Annotated in this window: 14 protein-coding genes and 2 pseudogenes; 5 read left to right on the top strand and 11 right to left on the bottom strand. The window is 60.0% G+C overall.

Annotation, left to right across the window (positions count from 1 at the left end; genetic code table 11):
* Nucleotides 1–7 precede the first annotated feature (7 nt).
* The gene (locus tag FXN63_RS08525; protein ID WP_148814268.1) at nt 8–973 is read left to right on the top strand and encodes a Bug family tripartite tricarboxylate transporter substrate binding protein; all 966 of its coding nucleotides are present in this window, start codon (nt 8–10) and stop codon (nt 971–973) included.
* A 463-nt stretch (nt 974–1,436) separates the two neighbouring features.
* On the opposite strand, the gene FXN63_RS08520 is transcribed toward FXN63_RS08525, so the two are convergent.
* Nucleotides 1,437–2,099, bottom strand: a complete 663-nt coding sequence (locus tag FXN63_RS08520) for a GNAT family N-acetyltransferase (protein ID WP_148819083.1) — start codon at nt 2,097–2,099, stop codon at nt 1,437–1,439.
* A gap of 187 nt (nt 2,100–2,286) precedes the next feature.
* On the opposite strand from FXN63_RS08520, the gene pdxR reads away from it, so the two are divergent.
* Nucleotides 2,287–3,810 (top strand): MocR-like pyridoxine biosynthesis transcription factor PdxR, encoded by a 1,524-nt coding sequence (gene pdxR / locus FXN63_RS08515; protein WP_148814267.1) that lies wholly within the window; start codon nt 2,287–2,289, stop codon nt 3,808–3,810.
* A gap of 203 nt (nt 3,811–4,013) precedes the next feature.
* On the opposite strand, the gene FXN63_RS08510 is transcribed toward pdxR, so the two are convergent.
* From FXN63_RS08510 to FXN63_RS27015, 4 genes are read right to left on the bottom strand one after another with little or no spacing between them, the layout of a single operon-like run.
* The gene (locus tag FXN63_RS08510) at nt 4,014–4,451 is read right to left on the bottom strand and encodes an SMI1/KNR4 family protein (RefSeq protein ID WP_148814266.1); all 438 of its coding nucleotides are present in this window, start codon (nt 4,449–4,451) and stop codon (nt 4,014–4,016) included.
* Nucleotides 4,448–4,741, bottom strand: coding sequence for a hypothetical protein (locus FXN63_RS27380; protein WP_148819081.1), 294 nt, complete (start codon nt 4,739–4,741; stop codon nt 4,448–4,450). Before FXN63_RS27380 ends, FXN63_RS08510 begins: the two co-directional genes overlap by 4 nt.
* The gene (locus FXN63_RS27020; RefSeq protein WP_246165167.1) at nt 4,699–4,962 is read right to left on the bottom strand and encodes an RHS domain-containing protein; all 264 of its coding nucleotides are present in this window, start codon (nt 4,960–4,962) and stop codon (nt 4,699–4,701) included. Before FXN63_RS27020 ends, FXN63_RS27380 begins: the two co-directional genes overlap by 43 nt.
* Entirely contained in the window at nt 4,875–5,243 is a 369-nt protein-coding gene (locus tag FXN63_RS27015) for a hypothetical protein (RefSeq protein WP_246165071.1), read from the bottom strand. Before FXN63_RS27015 ends, FXN63_RS27020 begins: the two co-directional genes overlap by 88 nt.
* Nucleotides 5,244–5,263: 20 nt before the next feature.
* On the opposite strand from FXN63_RS27015, the pseudogene FXN63_RS27375 reads away from it, so the two are divergent.
* Nucleotides 5,264–5,568 (top strand): annotated as a pseudogene (locus FXN63_RS27375) (Rrf2 family transcriptional regulator); the annotation flags it as partial.
* A 137-nt stretch (nt 5,569–5,705) separates the two neighbouring features.
* Here FXN63_RS27375 and FXN63_RS08490 read toward each other — a convergent pair.
* The 4 genes from FXN63_RS08490 to sugE all read right to left on the bottom strand — a co-directional run bounded on the left by FXN63_RS08490 (nt 5,706) and on the right by sugE (nt 9,475).
* Complete coding sequence (locus tag FXN63_RS08490) at nt 5,706–6,671, bottom strand: aldo/keto reductase (protein WP_148819079.1); 966 nt, start codon at nt 6,669–6,671, stop codon at nt 5,706–5,708.
* Nucleotides 6,672–6,773: 102 nt separating this feature from the next.
* Nucleotides 6,774–7,196 (bottom strand): alternative ribosome rescue aminoacyl-tRNA hydrolase ArfB, encoded by a 423-nt coding sequence (arfB, locus tag FXN63_RS08485; RefSeq protein WP_148814265.1) that lies wholly within the window; start codon nt 7,194–7,196, stop codon nt 6,774–6,776.
* A 2-nt stretch (nt 7,197–7,198) separates the two neighbouring features.
* Nucleotides 7,199–9,013, bottom strand: a complete 1,815-nt coding sequence (locus FXN63_RS08480; RefSeq protein WP_148814264.1) for an ABC transporter transmembrane domain-containing protein — start codon at nt 9,011–9,013, stop codon at nt 7,199–7,201.
* A gap of 147 nt (nt 9,014–9,160) precedes the next feature.
* Nucleotides 9,161–9,475: a quaternary ammonium compound efflux SMR transporter SugE gene (gene sugE / locus FXN63_RS08475; protein WP_148814263.1), complete on the bottom strand. Its 315-nt coding sequence runs from the start codon at nt 9,473–9,475 to the stop codon at nt 9,161–9,163.
* Between the two features lie 292 nt (nt 9,476–9,767).
* Here sugE and FXN63_RS08470 point away from each other — a divergent pair, with 292 nt between their 5' ends.
* Entirely contained in the window at nt 9,768–11,807 is a 2,040-nt protein-coding gene (locus FXN63_RS08470) for a BCCT family transporter (RefSeq protein WP_148814262.1), read from the top strand.
* Nucleotides 11,808–12,497: 690 nt separating this feature from the next.
* On the opposite strand, the pseudogene FXN63_RS08465 reads toward FXN63_RS08470, so the two are convergent.
* Nucleotides 12,498–13,769 (bottom strand): annotated as a pseudogene (locus FXN63_RS08465) (IS256 family transposase).
* A 506-nt stretch (nt 13,770–14,275) separates the two neighbouring features.
* Here FXN63_RS08465 and FXN63_RS08460 point away from each other — a divergent pair.
* Nucleotides 14,276–14,476 carry a hypothetical protein gene (locus tag FXN63_RS08460; protein WP_148814261.1) on the top strand — a complete coding sequence of 67 codons (201 nt, stop codon included), beginning with the start codon at nt 14,276–14,278 and terminating at the stop codon, nt 14,474–14,476.
* Here the strand turns inward: FXN63_RS08460 and mmsB are convergent, their stop codons facing one another.
* Nucleotides 14,477–15,373 carry a 3-hydroxyisobutyrate dehydrogenase gene (mmsB, locus tag FXN63_RS08455; protein ID WP_148814260.1) on the bottom strand — a complete coding sequence of 299 codons (897 nt, stop codon included), beginning with the start codon at nt 15,371–15,373 and terminating at the stop codon, nt 14,477–14,479.
* Between the last annotated feature and the right edge of the window lie 161 nt (nt 15,374–15,534).

Raw genomic sequence — 15,534 nt, 5'->3', positions numbered from 1 at the left:
TCGCCCCATGACACCCACGTTCGCCCCCGCCCTGCTGATTGGCGTCCTGGCCTTTGCGGCCGCTGGTTCCGCTGCTGCGCAATATCCAGAAAAGCCGATCCGTTTTGTCGTGCCCTTTGCATCCGGCACCGCCACCGACCAGATCGCTCGCTCCTTCGGTCAGGCCATCACGGCCGAAGCCGGCCAGCAAGTCATCATCGACAACAAGCCCGGCGCCAACGGCTTCATCGGTGCCAGCGAGGCCGCACGCGCGGCACCCGATGGCTACACCGTTTTCATCACCACCAACACCACCCATGCGGCAGCGGAACACCTGTACAAGAAACTGCCCTACGACCCCGTAAAGGACTTTGCGCCCATCACCGGGCTGGGCAAGGGTGGGCAGATCATGGTGGTGAACAGCAAGTCGCCGATCACGAACGTGAAGCAGTTCGTGGACGAAGCGAAAAAGGCACCGGGCAAACTGACGTTTGGCAGCGGCAGCTCGTCCAGCCGGATCGCAGGTGAACTGCTGCAACAGCTGGCGGGCATTCAGATTCTGCACGTGCCCTACAAGAGCAATACGTTTGCCGTGACCGACCTGCTGGGCGGCCAGATCGACATGATGATCACCGACACCGCCACCGGCATGCCGCATATCAAGAGCGGCGCATTGCGTGCGCTGGGCGCATCCACCGCCACCCGCATTGCGATGGCACCGGATGTGCCGACGATTGCCGAAGCAGGCGTGCCGGGCTACGACATGGGCTACTGGTTCGCGGCCTACGCCCCGGCCAACACGCCCAAGCCGATCATCGATAAGCTGAACGCGTGGTTTGCGTCGGCTGCGAAGTCACCGTCGGCCACGACTTTCTTCACCAATGGCGGCGTCGCCCCGTTCACCACCACGCCTGCTGAGCTGGCCAGTTTCCAGGCAGCAGAGTCGAAGAAGTGGGAAGAGATCGTGCGCAAGGCGGGGATTGAGAAGGAATGATGCGGTGGGGCTTGCTGCGCGGCGTGGCATAGCCAGGATGACTGGTTTGCTGCGCTTGCTCGGCATGCTTGGACGGGGGCCCTCACGCTATCGCCCGGCAATCTCGGTCGAGGTACTGGACAAGTGTTTCGTCGATGCCGTCGACGACGTACGCTCGATGCAAGCAGCGTAGGACTCCGCGTGTAGCGATTGGTCCCTGACAAGTATCTAGTGCGTACTTGGATGTCTAATGGCTCGGCTATTCATGCCGAGCCATTTTTCTTTCCACGATGACGCCAGTGCCGCATTTCGCTGGACTGTGTCCGAACATGCTTGGATGTCAGAATACAGCTAGAACTCGTGCACTGCCTCAGTTTCAGATGCTTCTGCATCGCAGAAACAACCTGACAGCAGACATCCCTTCTTGCAATGTTGGTTGCCACCCCGCACGGTCACTGCAACCGCAGCAACCGCGCGCGGCAGATCATTCCTGCGCAGCTGCCAACGAACTGCGTTGCTGCCCTGCGGCATCGAAGTTATCGGCAGCCAACCAGCGCTCGAAGGCATCACGCACAGCCGGCCATTCCGTGTCGGTGATGGCGAACCAAGCGGTGTCGCGGGTGCGGCCCTTGTACATCACTGCCTTGCGGAACACGCCCTCAAAGCGGAACCCATAACGCCGTGCCGCACCGCGTGACGGCGCATTCAGCGCGTCGCATTTCCATTCATAGCGGCGATAGCCAAGCTCATCGAAGACGCGGCGCATCATCAGATACATGGCTTCGGTGGCAGCGCGCTGGCGTTGCAGGCGCGGCGAATAATTGATGTGCCCCACCTCGACCACCCCATTGCCCGTATCGATGCGCATGAAGCTCGCCAAGCCAACCGCCTTGCCGGTGGACAGGTCGATGATGGCGTGCGGCATCGGGTCTGGTTTGGCCGCGTGGGCGGTCAGCCATTCCAGGTAGGCGGCTTGCGTGTTCGGGAAGTCGTTGAACAGGTAAGTCCAGTTCTTGCCTTCTGCATCGTCCAGGTTGGCTTCGAACAGTTCCACGCCATGACGCGCAATGTCCACGGGTTCGACGCGGCAGTACTGCCCTTGCATCGCAGTCGAGGGCGGCACGGCGCGCGGCGTCCAGCCAGCCATGTCGGTGCCGATGGGCTGGTCGAAGCTGTTGCGCCGCGATGAGTCGAAGTACGGGTTCGGATCTTGAATGGGGGCGGCTTGAGACACGTGGGCTCCAGGTTGAAGAACGGACAAAACTACTCAGCAGGACTTCATCCTAGCGCTGGCAATTGGTACGATGAAAGGTCCAATTCTGGGAATTTTGGGCATGCCAATTTTCGACCCGACCGGATTAGTAATCGATCGCACACGCCCGATTGGTCTGCAGATCGTGGACGGCCTGCGCACCCGTATCCGCGCAGGCAAGCTGCCAGCGGCCAGCCGCCTGCCCGCCAGCCGTGAACTCGCCCAGCTATTGGGCGTGTCACGCAGCACAGTGCTGAGCGCCTACGAGCAGCTTTACAGCGAGGGGCATCTGACGGCCACGGTTGGCGACGGCACCTATGTTGCCGCGCAGACACCGCCTCCAGCGGCACCGGCCATCGCAACGCCCGACACCGCAGACAACGCGTTCCACTCCCAGACGGCAGCCAGATTGCGGGCACTGGGCGATGGCATCGCGCGCCCCGGGCCGCCGCGTGCGTTCCGGGCGGGTATCCCGGCAATGGACGGTTTTCCCTTCGACACCTGGGCACGCTTGCATGCGCGCTATTGGCGTCATACGTCGTCTGAGCAGCTGGGTTATGCCGACGCCGCCGGCGACCCGGCCTTGCGTGCCCGGATTGCCGAATACCTATCCGGTGCGCGTGGTCTGTATTGCCGTCCCGAACAGGTGCTGGTGACTTCGGGTGCGCAACAAGCCATCGCTTTGTGTGCGCAGATGCTGCTCAATCCTGGTGACGTGGCGGTGGTGGAGAACCCCGGCTACCCGCGTGCGGCAGCGGCCATCGCGTTGACGGGTGCGCGTCTGCACGGGGTCGATGTCGATGCCCAGGGCATGCAGACCGATGCGTTGCCCACGGGCCGTCGTCACCGGCTGGCCTATGTCACGCCGTCGAACCACTATCCGACCGGGGTGACATTGTCCTTGCCACGGCGGCTGGCGCTGCTTGACTGGGCACGCCGTGGGCGTCGCTGGATCATCGAGGACGATTACGACGGCGAATATCGATATCGCGGTGTGCCCTTGCCGCCGCTGGCTTCGCTGGACGAGCGTGGGCGCACGATCTACGTGGGCACGCTGTCGAAGATGCTGTTTCCCGGCTTGCGGCTTGGGTATATGGTAGTACCGCCTGAGTTGGCGGGTTCGCTGGCTGCGCTGCGCAATCATCTGGATCGACACTGTTCTACGTCGGAGCAGGTGGTGCTGGCAGAATTTTTCGCGCAAGGTCATTTTCAGCGTCATGTGCGGCGCATGCGTCGGGCGGCGAAGTCGCGGCGGGATGCGTTGCTGGCTGCATGGGAGCTTTATCGACCGGGGGGTGTGGCGACGCCTGTTATCGATGCGGGTTTGCACGCCATGTTGTGGCTGCCGTCACTTGCGGAGGAGCGTCGATGGGTGCGTGCGGCCCGCGCGGCGGATATCGAACTGGAGCCGCTTGAGCGTTTCTGGTTGCCGGCGTCGAAGGCACCGAGTCATGGTGGCGTGGTGTTGGGATTTGCGGGCGTGGATGAGGATGCCATCCGTGAGGCGGTGCAGACGCTGGCGGAGGTGGTTGCTGTGCCGGTGAAAATGGATCGCATATGCAAGTCGGACAGTGCTTTGCGCATTGATGCGGAAAGTGTGGCGTGATCGTTTTTTTGACGCAGGGTGTGCTGTTCTCAAGCTGTGTTTTTTTGCCAGTCGCGGGTGCTGTATACGGCTCCCCAGCAAAAGCTCATCGAAATTTTAATACTCTTTCCCACTGATCAATATTTTCAACAGAATGGGGAAAAAGTTTTTCTAAGCCATTCATTTTACGCTCCATTTTTTCTACGTGTAACAGGCGGCACTAGCTAAAGGTTGTCACCTACTATTTTCCCCGAAATCGCCAACGTGATCGCCGCTTCGAACGAAGGTGCAAGCTCTTTAATCTCTTGTGGATCAAGATCACCAAAATTCACGCTGGAAAATTTCGGTTCTTTTGAAAGGCGATAATCAAGTAAAAAGCAAATCGGTCCCCCATCAGAACCAATAGCAATAACTCGCTCACCTAAATAACCATTAATTTTATAATTTTCATTAAGCTCTATGAGCTGTGACAATGACCACATCGACAGATAAATGTTTTTAATGCTCCCCGCTCCTCCATCAGACCACTTCATAAACTCCTTGTAATCTGCAGGCAAGCTCAGGCCCGAATAGGTTTCCATATCACGCAAAGCGGATTCATTAGCCCCCATGCGGGCATGCCAAAAAGGACCAATATAAGAAATACACTGCGCGATATTCATTTATTCTCCACAAAATTTTTGCAAGCCTGTTTGATGGCCTTGCGCTTACATTTTTCACTTACCCCAGCAGCTCCAAGATCTCTGTAGGAGTTTCTAAACTCGTCCTCCATTGAGGTCCCCCATTTGGGTTGCCCATTAGCAAGTCGCTCATCCCTTCGAGCATTCCGTAATGCTGTGACAGTCGAATGCTGTGAAGATACCGGTAGTAAAATGGCAGGAGCACTTCCTCGTGAGTAGCCTGAAACATTTACCTTAGCCCATGCATCTTGAATTGTGTGATGAGACTGCATTTTTGAGGGGCGTGGATAGGGTTGCTCAGAGTGGGCAGCAATTCCGCAAGGGTCGCAATCACACTTTGCCAACCCCAGCGTATGCACCCAACCTGTAGGGTTCGGCGCATACACATAAAGGTTGATCCCTCCTTCATACCCAATTTTTCACCCCATGCCTTGTACTGCGCGCTCCAGGCGATATTGCCGTCCTGGTCAGTGAGTTCCTGTGGCGAGCCCAGATGGTCGCACTGGTACTAGGCCAAGGCGTCGAAGAGTTGGGCTTTCGCGGTGTGGTGCCACAGCGGTCGAACAGGTCCCAGGTCAGGCGGCTGTAGGCACCGTCGTGCCAGCGCAGTACCTGATTGCCGCACTCGTCGTATTCGTAATGAGTCCCGGCATATTCGCGCAGCAGGTTATCCAGCAACTGGCTGCGCTTGGGGTTCTGGTCCTGCGGGCAGCGGATTTCGTTGACGTTGTCGTCCAGCAGGTTGCTCGCCGCGTCGAAGGCGAAGGTTTCCACGCCTAGCCCAGACGGACTCGGCCGTTGTCCGGAGAACCATGGCCGGTTTGCGCGAAGCAGGCATGGTTACCTCCCTGAAAGGACACAAGGGCGGCTGGTCGCTTGCAAAGCGGCTCGAAGAATCTCTTTGATGGACATTTATGTGGCCCTTGGATCACCTCCGCTGTTTGCGATTGGCAACGACAAAGAGCATGGGTCATGTCTTCTGGCGCGCGCTGCAAATGATGCAATGGTGACGGCCATGGAGTCTGCCCGACTTCAATTCGAGCACTCCCTCAGGACGGTCACGGTTGCAGACCTCGCTGCTAACTTGCCAGCGAAATAGCCCGCCAACGCGCAAGCGCGACATGGTCCATGTTCAGGTTCAGGAAGAAGCTTCCATCACGGCATGACCCAGCAATTGCCCTTGCGGCTCATGCTCGCGACTAGCGATGGCTGGCCAGAGTGACGAACGCCTAATCCTTACCCGGTCACCGCAGCAATACGCGCAGCCGTCCAGAACCCCGCATCAGGCAGCGGCGCACGACCCGCCGCCAAGTTATCAGCCATATGCTCAGGTCGACTCGTACCCGGAATGGCGCACGTCACCGCCGGATTGGCCAACACAAACTTCAACAGCAACTGCGCCCAAGACGTCGCCCCCACCTCCGCAGCCCAGCCCGGCAACGGCCTGTCTCGCACACGACGCAACAGCCCACCCCCACCGAAGGGACGATTCACCAGCACGGCAATCCCCAGGTCAGCAGCCAACGGCAACAAACGCTGCGCAGCTTCGCGATCGTCAATCGCATAATTCAACTGCACAAAATCAGGCTTCTCGGCCTTCAGCACCGATTCCAACTGCACATACGCGCTGGCGGTGTAATGCGTCACCCCGATATAGCCAATCCGCCCGGCCGCCTTCCAATCACGCAACGTAGCCAAGTGAGTGCGCCAATCGACCAGGTTATGCACCTGCATCAAGTCCACACGATCAACGCCAAGCAGACGGAATGATTCCTCCATCTGCCGAATACCCGCCTCGCGCCCACTCGTCCACACCTTGGTGGCGACAAATGCATTCCCACGGCTGTTTGACTGCTTCAGCAATTCACCGGTGGTCTGTTCGGCGCGACCATACATCGGTGAACTGTCAATGACCGAACCGCCGTGCGCGAACAAGGTGTTCAGCACACCCGGCAGGCGCGCATATTCCACCGAGCCTGGAACCTCATCGAAGCCTACATAAGTGCCGCAGCCGATGACAGGCAACGATGCGCCAGAGACAGGAATACGGCGCGTGGCGATCTTTGTCAGGTTGGCTGCGGGGCTTGCGCCAGCAGCGGTGGTCGACGTTGGTGGCGTGGCCATCGCAAGCGGTGCGAAGGGGGCTGCCGCCAGCGTCATTGCACCACCCAGCGAAAGTCGCAGGAAGTCAGCACGGCTCATGGACTTTGCAGAGGACATCGGATCTCCTGAGAAGATGCCAGAACAGGCATGCAGAACTGCCAATGTAGAACAAGTACCAGAACCGCCTAGACGAGCCCAGCCTTACTCCTCGACCTTGCCGCGCAGCTTCTTCACCTCGCCACGCTGCACCTTGCCTTCCAGCCGACGTTTTTTGGACCCAAGCGTAGGCCGCGTGGCAATGCGACGGCGTTGCGGTGTGGTGCGTTGCTCGATGAACGCGCCCAGCCGGGCCACGGCGTCAGCCCGGTTCAGCTCCTGGCTGCGATGCACTTGCGCCTTGATGACCACCACACCGTCCTTGGTGATGCGATGGTCGGGCGTAGCCAGCAGTGCGCGCTTCCACATTTCCGGCAAGGACGATTTGGCCACGTCGAAGCGCAGATGCACGGCCGACGAGACCTTGTTGACGTTCTGCCCGCCCGCACCTTGCGCGCGTACAGCCGACACGTCGACCTCGCTGTCGTCGATCAAAATCCCACCGCGCAATAACAATAGTTGCGCCATGTTCAATTCTCCGGGGTGGCGAACACAGAGGCGTCCACCACATCTTCATCTGCGCCCGGCGCGCGATCTGCAAATTGCAGCCGCGCCAGACGCGCATACAGTGGCGAGCTGATCAACAATTCCTCGTGCCGCCCCTGCGCCACGATGCGCCCTTGGTCCACCACGACAATACGATCTGCCTGCTGCACAGTGGCCAGGCGATGCGCAATCACCAGCGTCGTGCGGTCTTGGGAAGCGTTGTCCAAGGCCTGCTGCACCAGCCGTTCACTGGCCGCGTCCAGTGCGCTGGTGGCCTCGTCCAGCAACAGCACGGGCGGGTTCTTCAAGATCGCCCGGGCGATGGCAATACGTTGGCGCTGGCCGCCAGACAAGCGCACGCCACGCTCACCCAGATAGGTATTGAAACCCTCGGGCAAGGCATCGATGAACTCGACGGCAGCAGCCATCTCGGAAGCGCGGCGCACTTCTGCGTCAGTTGCGTCCGGGCGACCATAACGGATGTTGTCGGCTACGCTGCCCGAAAAGATCACGGTTTCCTGCAACACCACGCCGATGTGGCTGCGCAGATCGGCCAGGCTGAGTGCGGAAATTTTCACGCCATTGAGCGTGATGTGACCCTGCTGCGGATCGTAGAAACGCAGCAGCAGCTGGAACAAGGTGGTCTTGCCGGCACCCGAGGGGCCGACCAGCGCCACATGTTCGCCCGGTGCGATGTGCAGAGACAAGCCACGCAAGGTCGGATGATCCGGGCGCGAAGGGTAATTGAAGTCGAGGTTCTCAAAATGAATCCCGTCACCCGCCGTACCCATCGGCACCGGCTGCGTGGTATCGACCACGGGCGATGTGGACGCCAGCAACTGCAACAGACGCTCGGTCGCACCCGCCGCACGTTGCAGATCGCCCCACACTTCCGACACGGCCCCCACGGCACCCGCCGTGACCACCGCGTACAAGATGAACTGCGACAGCTCGCCTGGTGTCATGGAACCTGCCAATACCGCCTTGGCACCCAGCCACAGCACAAAGACGATGGCAGCGAAGACAAGCACGATGACCACGGCGGTCAGCGCAGAACGCGCGCGAATCCGGGCCAGTGCGGTAGAAAACGCAGCCTCAACCGCCGCACCGAAACGCTTGGTCTCGTAGGTTTCCTGCACATACGACTGCACCGTTGGCGTGGCATTGAGCACCTCGCCGGCCAGTGCGCTGGCATCAGCCACCCTGCCCTGGCTGGCAACCGACAACGCACGCACCTTGCGGCCGAAGAAGATGATCGGTGCGATCACCACTACCAGGGTGCCAAGAATGTAGGCAGTCAGGGTCGGGCTGGTAATGGTCAGCATGACCAGACCACCCACCAGCAGCAACAGGTTGCGAAGACCCAGCGACAAGCTGGTACCCACCACCGTCTGGATCAATGTGGTATCGGTAGTCAGACGCGACAGCACCTCGCCAGTACGGGTCGTCTCGAAGAAAGCCGGGCTCATGCGCACGGTGTGTTCGTAGACCGCCTGCCGCAGATCGGCCGTGACGCGCTCACCCAGCCACGACACCAGGTAGAAGCGCCCGGCGGTAGCTGCGGCCAGTACCACCGACACCACGAACAAGGCCAGGAAGTATGTGTCGATGTGATCGCGATTGCCGGCTGCAAAACCGTGATCGATCAAGCGACCGAAGGCAACCGGCAACAACAGTGTCGAGACGGCAGCTACCACCAGCGCCAGAAAAGCCAGCATGCCGCGTTTGCGATAGGGGCGCAGGAACGGCACCAACGCGAACAGCGACACCGTGGGCGCACGGGGACCAGCATCTGCCATGACAACTCCGTGTCGATAAAGGACCTAGATGGTGCCACGGACGCCCGTGCGCAAGAGCGTGTTGTGCGGGGTGTTTGCTCCAGGTCTGGCCGGGATCAGGCAGCTCAGACCAGCCAGTTCAGACCAGCTGGCCCGCTTTCAACTGGCTCAGGTGGACAACTTCAACCCGATCAGCCCCGCCACGATCAGCGCCACACTGGCAATCCGCGCCACGCTGGCGACCTCGCCCAGCATGACGATGCCAACCACAAACGCACCCACCGCACCGATGCCGGTCCAGATGGCATAGGCAGTACCCAGCGGCAAGGACTTCATGGCATAGGCAAGCAGCACCACGCTGATGACCATGAACACCACGGTGATCGCGGATGGCCAGAAACGGGTGAACCCATCGGTGTGCTTGAGACTGACGGCCCAGACCACTTCGGCCAGACCAGCGAACAACAGAACAATCCAGGCCATACGACCCTCCAGAATGGGGTCGTCCCCGAACAAGTGATCGCACGGCGGGTCGTCCCGTCGCGGGCCCGGCAGAGCCGCCGGACGACCCCTATTTTTTCACAAGGCCGCTGCCAATGCCAATAAACGGGCATTAAACATCTGGCGCTGGATCGGGCTGCGTGGCTGCCCGGCGACGACTGCTCGCCGTGATACCCAGGAGAAAAAAGCGCGATCGACAAAAAAGCTACTGCCCGGTCACGTCAGGCACAAAAATTGCTGCTGGGCGGGCCTGATTCCACCCGCCCCAATACGAATGACTACTGAAGATTCCACAACCGCAAGCCCGGATGTGCCGCCCCGTGCTGCACGCAGCACACTGCGCATGCCCGTATTCATTCCCAGCCTCACGGTAGTCGTGCTGCTGCTGGCCGTCTGCACCATGATGCCGGAAGCCACGTCGCGGGCCTTCAGCCTTGCCCAGACCTGGGTCGGCGTCCATTTCGGCTGGTTCTATACATTGTCAGTCGGGATATTCGTGCTGGTGCTGATCGGCATTGCCTGCAGCGGCTACGGCAACATTCGCCTTGGCCCCGACGATGCCCGGCCCGAGTTCGGCTTTGCCACCTGGCTGTCGATGCTGTTTGCAGCCGGCATGGGCATCGGCCTGATGTACTTCGGCGTTGGCGAGCCGATGCAGCACTTCATTTCCCCACCTGTTGGCCTGGGTGTCACACGCGAAGCTGCCCAAACCTCGCTGACCTACACCTTCTTCCACTGGGGCATTCACGCCTGGGCGATTTACGCGCTGGTCGGCTTGGTATTGGCCTATTTCGGCTTTCGCTACAACCTGCCGCTGACAATCCGTTCCGGCCTGTACCCCCTGCTGCGTGAACGTATCGATGGTCCCATCGGCCACACCGTAGATACTTTTGCGCTGTGCGGCACGCTGTTCGGCCTGACCACCACGCTGGGCTACGGCGTATTGCAGATCAGCGCCGGTCTGCATGACATCTTCGGTTGGGACACCACCACATCCAGTTTCCGCATTGGCCTGATCGTTGTTGTCACTGCCATTGCCGGTGCCTCGGCGGCCTCTGGCCTGGGCAAGGGTCTGCGCCGCTTGAGCGAGCTGAACCTGGCGCTTGCCATCTTGCTGATGCTGTTCGTTGCGTCTGTCGGCCCCACCCTGGTTCTGCTGCAAAGCTTCGGCGACAACCTGGGCAATTACCTGTCGCAGCTGGTGCGCCTGACCTTCCTGACTCACACCTACGAACCCACCAACGACCCCAAGTGGTTCGAGGACTGGACGCTGCTCTACTGGGCATGGTGGATTTCCTGGTCGCCGTTCGTGGGCATGTTCATCGCACGCATCTCGCGCGGCCGTACCATCCGCGAGTTCATCGTCGGCGTGTTGCTGGTGCCTAGCCTGTTCAACTTCGTGTGGATGACGGTGTTCGGCAACGCGGCAATCTGGTTTGACACCAACGCCGCTGCCGGGGCGTTGAGCGCAGCCGCCGGCAATGTGGATTCGCTGCTGTTCGTGTTCCTGAACTACATGCCGCTGGCAACCTGGACGACTGGTCTGGCGCTGCTGCTGGTGGGCGTGTTCTTTGTCACGTCGGCGGATTCGGGCACCTTTGTGATGGATGCGATTGCCTCGGGGGGTCGCAATGATTCGCCCATCTGGCAGCGTCTGTTCTGGGCGGTGCTGGTGGCGTTGACGACGTCGTTGCTGTTGCTGACGGGTGGTCTGGATGCCTTGCGTGCAATGACCATCATCAGCGCCCTGCCCTTTGCGATTGTGATGTTGGCCTTGTGCGCCGGACTATGGCGCGGGCTGGTGGCCGACCGCACGCATTATTCGCGCACGCTGGCACCGGCGACGACGTTCTGGACGGGGCAACACTGGAAGCGTCGTCTGGAGTTGATTCTGCATCGTCCGTCGGAGGCGCAGGTGAAGCGTTTCATTGCGGAGCATGTGCGTCCGGCCTTGGATGAGGTGGCGGCAGCATTGCGAGCGCGCGAGGTCGAGGTTCATGTCGACCTTGGTGAGGATGGCAATGTGTCGTTGAAGGTGCCGCGTGAGGGTTTGCGGGACTTTGTGTATGGCGTGAAGAGTGTGCAAACTCGGGTGCCGGCGTATGTGTTGCGGGACACGGATACGAATGAGCAGTCGGCTCCTTACGATTATGTGCCGATGACGTTTTTCGAGGATGGGCGGCTTGGATACGATGTTCAGTATCTGAATCATCAAGAGGTTATCAATGATGTGCTCAAGCAGTATGAGCGGTATTTGGCGTTGATGAATGATCCTCGGACGCAGTTGCTTAGTGCTGCTCCTGGGCATACTTGATTGGTTTTTTTGGTTCTGTGCGTGTTTGTGTGTGTGTGTTCTTTTGCCAGTCGCGGGTGGCGGGGGCGCGTCGCCTGCCCCGCTGGACTTACGCGTCGGGGCTCCCGCCCTCCACGTCGTCCAGAAGGGCATTCGCCACGCCCCCGCCACCCACGCCTTCAAAACGGCTTGATTAGAAGCTGATCCCGCTTGTGGACGACTGCGATTTTTCTGGCTGCTCGGGTGCTGGTCACGTCTCCCCCCTTATTGGCGTTCGTAGTCTTTGACTGTCGCCCGGCTGGAGTCGGGGAATTGGCTGGTCAGGTCGCCACGAAGCAAGTCAGCGGCTCACGTATCGGGCCGTTCTTTAGAGGCCTTTCAGGGCAGCGCCACTCAAGAAAATTGCGCGCCTGCTTGATGGTGGGGTGACACCGAAGCGGGTGGCCGCACGGCATCAGCATGCGGGAGAATGGGCGGTGCGCCGACGGCCGCTGGCTGGATCAGGTTTGATCTAACGGCCTTTCAGGGGTGCGATGACACCGACGCGGTGAGCGCATGACAATTGCATGCGGAGAATGGGCTTTGCACCGATGGTCGCTGCAAGATTGAGTTTGGTTAAACAGCTTCCCAAGCGTAGCCAACTTGCTCTGCTTCGCCGATTTGGGGACGTGTCCGATTTTTTGTGGGCAGGGCGTGTTGGAAGTGAGTTGTTCACTCGTCCTTGCCAGTGAAGCGCTTGCCGAAGACGATGGCGAACTGGCCCATGGCCGGTTTCCAGTCGTAGGCGGCGCGTATTTCTTTGGCCAGCACGTTTCGTAGCGCGAGCCACAGCAGCTTGGTCGCCGCCTCATCCGACGGGAAGTGGCCTCGCGTTTTGATGATTTTGCGCAGCTTCATGTTCAGGCTCTCGATGGCGTTGGTCGTGTAGATCACGCGTCGAATTTCGGGCGGGAACACGAAGAACGGGATGACGTTGTCCCAAGCCTTGAGCCACGTCGGGGCGATGGTGGGGTACCTCGTACCCCAAGGCCCATCGGCGAAGTCGTCCAAGGCCTGGCGGGCCTGAACCTCGCTCGCGGCACCGTAAATTGGCCGTAATGCGGTGGCGATGACCTTGCGGTCCTTCCAGTTAGCGTAGTTCAGGCTATTGCGGATCAGATGCACGATGCAGGTTTGCACCACCGTCTCCGGATAGACCACCGCTATTGCTTCGGTCAGTCCTTTCAAGCCATCGACGATGGCGATCAGGATGTCACGGCAGCCGCGGGTCTTGAGATCGTTGAAGACTTTGAGCCAGAATTTCGCGCCTTCGGTTTGCTCGATCCACAGGCCCAGCACATCGCGCTGCCCGTCTGCCTGGACGCCCAGCGCCAGGTATACCGCCTTGTTGCTGACCAAGCCGTCGCTGCGGATTTTTACCCTCAGGGCATCAAAGAAGACGACTGGGTACATCGTCTCAAGGGGCCGGTTTTGCCAAGCCACGGCCTCGGCCATGACCTCGTCGGTCACCGAGCTGATGAAGTCCGGGGACACCGACGTGCCATATTGCTCGGCCAGAAACGCTTAGATTTCGCGCACGCTCATGCCTCGGCCGTACATCGCGATAATCCGTTCGTCGAAGCCTCGGAACCGGCGCTCGTGCTTCGGTATCAAGATCGGTTCGAAGCTGCCGTCACGGTCGCGTGGCAGCGTCACCTTGACCGGCCCGCGCTCGGTCAGCAAGGTCTTGTCACTGCCGCCGTTTCGCTCGTTATCCTGATCTGGCGGCCTGGGTTCGCCCGGCCTATAACCCAGATGCAGGTTCATCTCGGCCTTCACCGCTCGCTCGATGATGGCCTTGTTGAAGGCAAGCATCAGGTCCTGAACCGCGTCGGGTGACATCGGTCCTTTGACCAATTCATCGAGCAGCCCTTCAGGCAGCTCAGGCAGCGGCCCGCGGGCCGCTGCCTGAGCTTTAGCGGTGAGTCTCTTTTTCATCGACATATCCATGATCATCGATCCTAGGAGTATGCCTCGCCCACGAAATTACGGATAGGTCCCGATTTGGTGATTACGAAACGACCAATTCAATGTTGTATGGTCGTATTCCAGCCAGCCTGCAAAGCAGATGCGGATGCGTTCAGACACAAACATACCGCGAGCTGAACATCGACTTGAAGCCGCCGGCCCTTCAACCCTTCTCCCGCAAGCCGTTTACGTGCGGCCACCCGCTTCGGTGTCACCCCACCACCAAGCAGATGCGCAAATTTTCTTGCGTGGCGCTGCGGTAAAAGGCCACTGAAGCACCCACCGAATCGTGAGCCGGAGAAACCGCTTCGTGGCGACCTGGCCAGCCAGTCCCCAAGGCCTGCCGTGTGGTGGTTAAAGAATCGTGGCCAACTAACGCCGAGAGCCAAGTCCAGCACCAAGCAGCCAGAAAGACTGAGCCGTCCACAGGCGGGATCAGCTTTTAACCAAACGACCTTGAAGGCGTGGGTGGTGGGGCCGGATTGGCTGCCCTTCTGGACAAGGTGGAGGGCGGGAGACCCGACGCCAACGTCCAGCGGGGCAGACGAGCCGGCCCCACCACCCGCGACTGGCAGAAGAACCAACTCAAGAACACCAACAACCGACTCAATAAAAAACACCCCAAACGTCAGAAAAAATGTCCGACCTTTGGGGTGCAGTTCAACCCAGCAGAGATTTTTTAATCAGCTACCGGATTTCTTCAACAGCGGCTGAATGATGCTGGAGAAATCCAGCGGCCCCGAGCCTGCTGCGCTGTGCATCGCATACAGATTGCGAGCCAGCTCACCCAGCGGAATCGCCGACCGGGTATGCAGCGCAGCTTCCGCCGCCAAGCCCAGATCCTTCAGCATCAGATCCGTCCCAAACCCACCCGCATAATCCTTCGACGCCGGCGCATTCGGCATCACACCGGGATACGGGTTGTACAACTCCGTTGCCCAGTTTCGCCCCGAGCTCTTGCTGATGATGTCCGACAACACCGCCGGATCCAGCCCGCTCTTCACGCCCATGGCAATCGCCTCTGCCGTGCCCGCCATCAAAATGCCCAACAGCATGTTGTTGCAGATTTTGGCAGTCTGCCCCGCGCCCGCATCGCCCGCGTGGAAAATATTCTTTCCCATCGCCGCCAGCACTGGCTGCGCACGATCGAAGTCAGCCTTCGGGCCGCCCACGATGAAAGTCAGCGTGCCCGCAATTGCGCCACCCGTGCCACCTGACACCGGCGCATCGATCATCGACAGACCCTTGGCCTGCGCTGCCTGCGCCACCTTGATGGCCGACTGCGCAGCGATGGTGCTGGAATCGATCACCAGCGCACTGGCGGGAATGTGGGCCAACAGGCCGTCGTCGCCCAGGTACAGCGACTCAACGTGTTTGCTGGCGGGCAGCATGGTGATCACGATCTCGGCGTCTTTTACCGATGCATTGGCGCTGCTTGCCACCGTGGCACCGGATTCTGCCAGCTTGGCCAGCGCCGCGGCCGACAGGTCGAAGACGGTCAGCGTGTGGCCGGCCTTGATCAGGTTCTGCGCCATCGGCGCGCCCATGTTGCCCAGTCCGATGAAAGCGATACGGCTCATGTCAGGTTCTCCAGGAATATTTTTATTGGTATGAGGTCGGCGGGTTCAACCACCGTTACGTCATCGATCTACGAACAGCGGATGTCCCCACGACAGCCGACATGCCAAAACATGCCGGTTCAGTTCTGCGCTTGTGTGCGCACGGCTTCAGCAGCGCGTGC

The sequence above is a fragment of the Pigmentiphaga aceris genome, assembly GCF_008119665.1.
GTDB classification, from domain to species: Bacteria; Pseudomonadota; Gammaproteobacteria; order Burkholderiales; family Burkholderiaceae_B; genus Pigmentiphaga; species Pigmentiphaga aceris.
The sequence above is the reverse complement of the archived record's forward strand: the minus strand, read 5'-3'. Positions and strand labels throughout refer to the sequence as shown.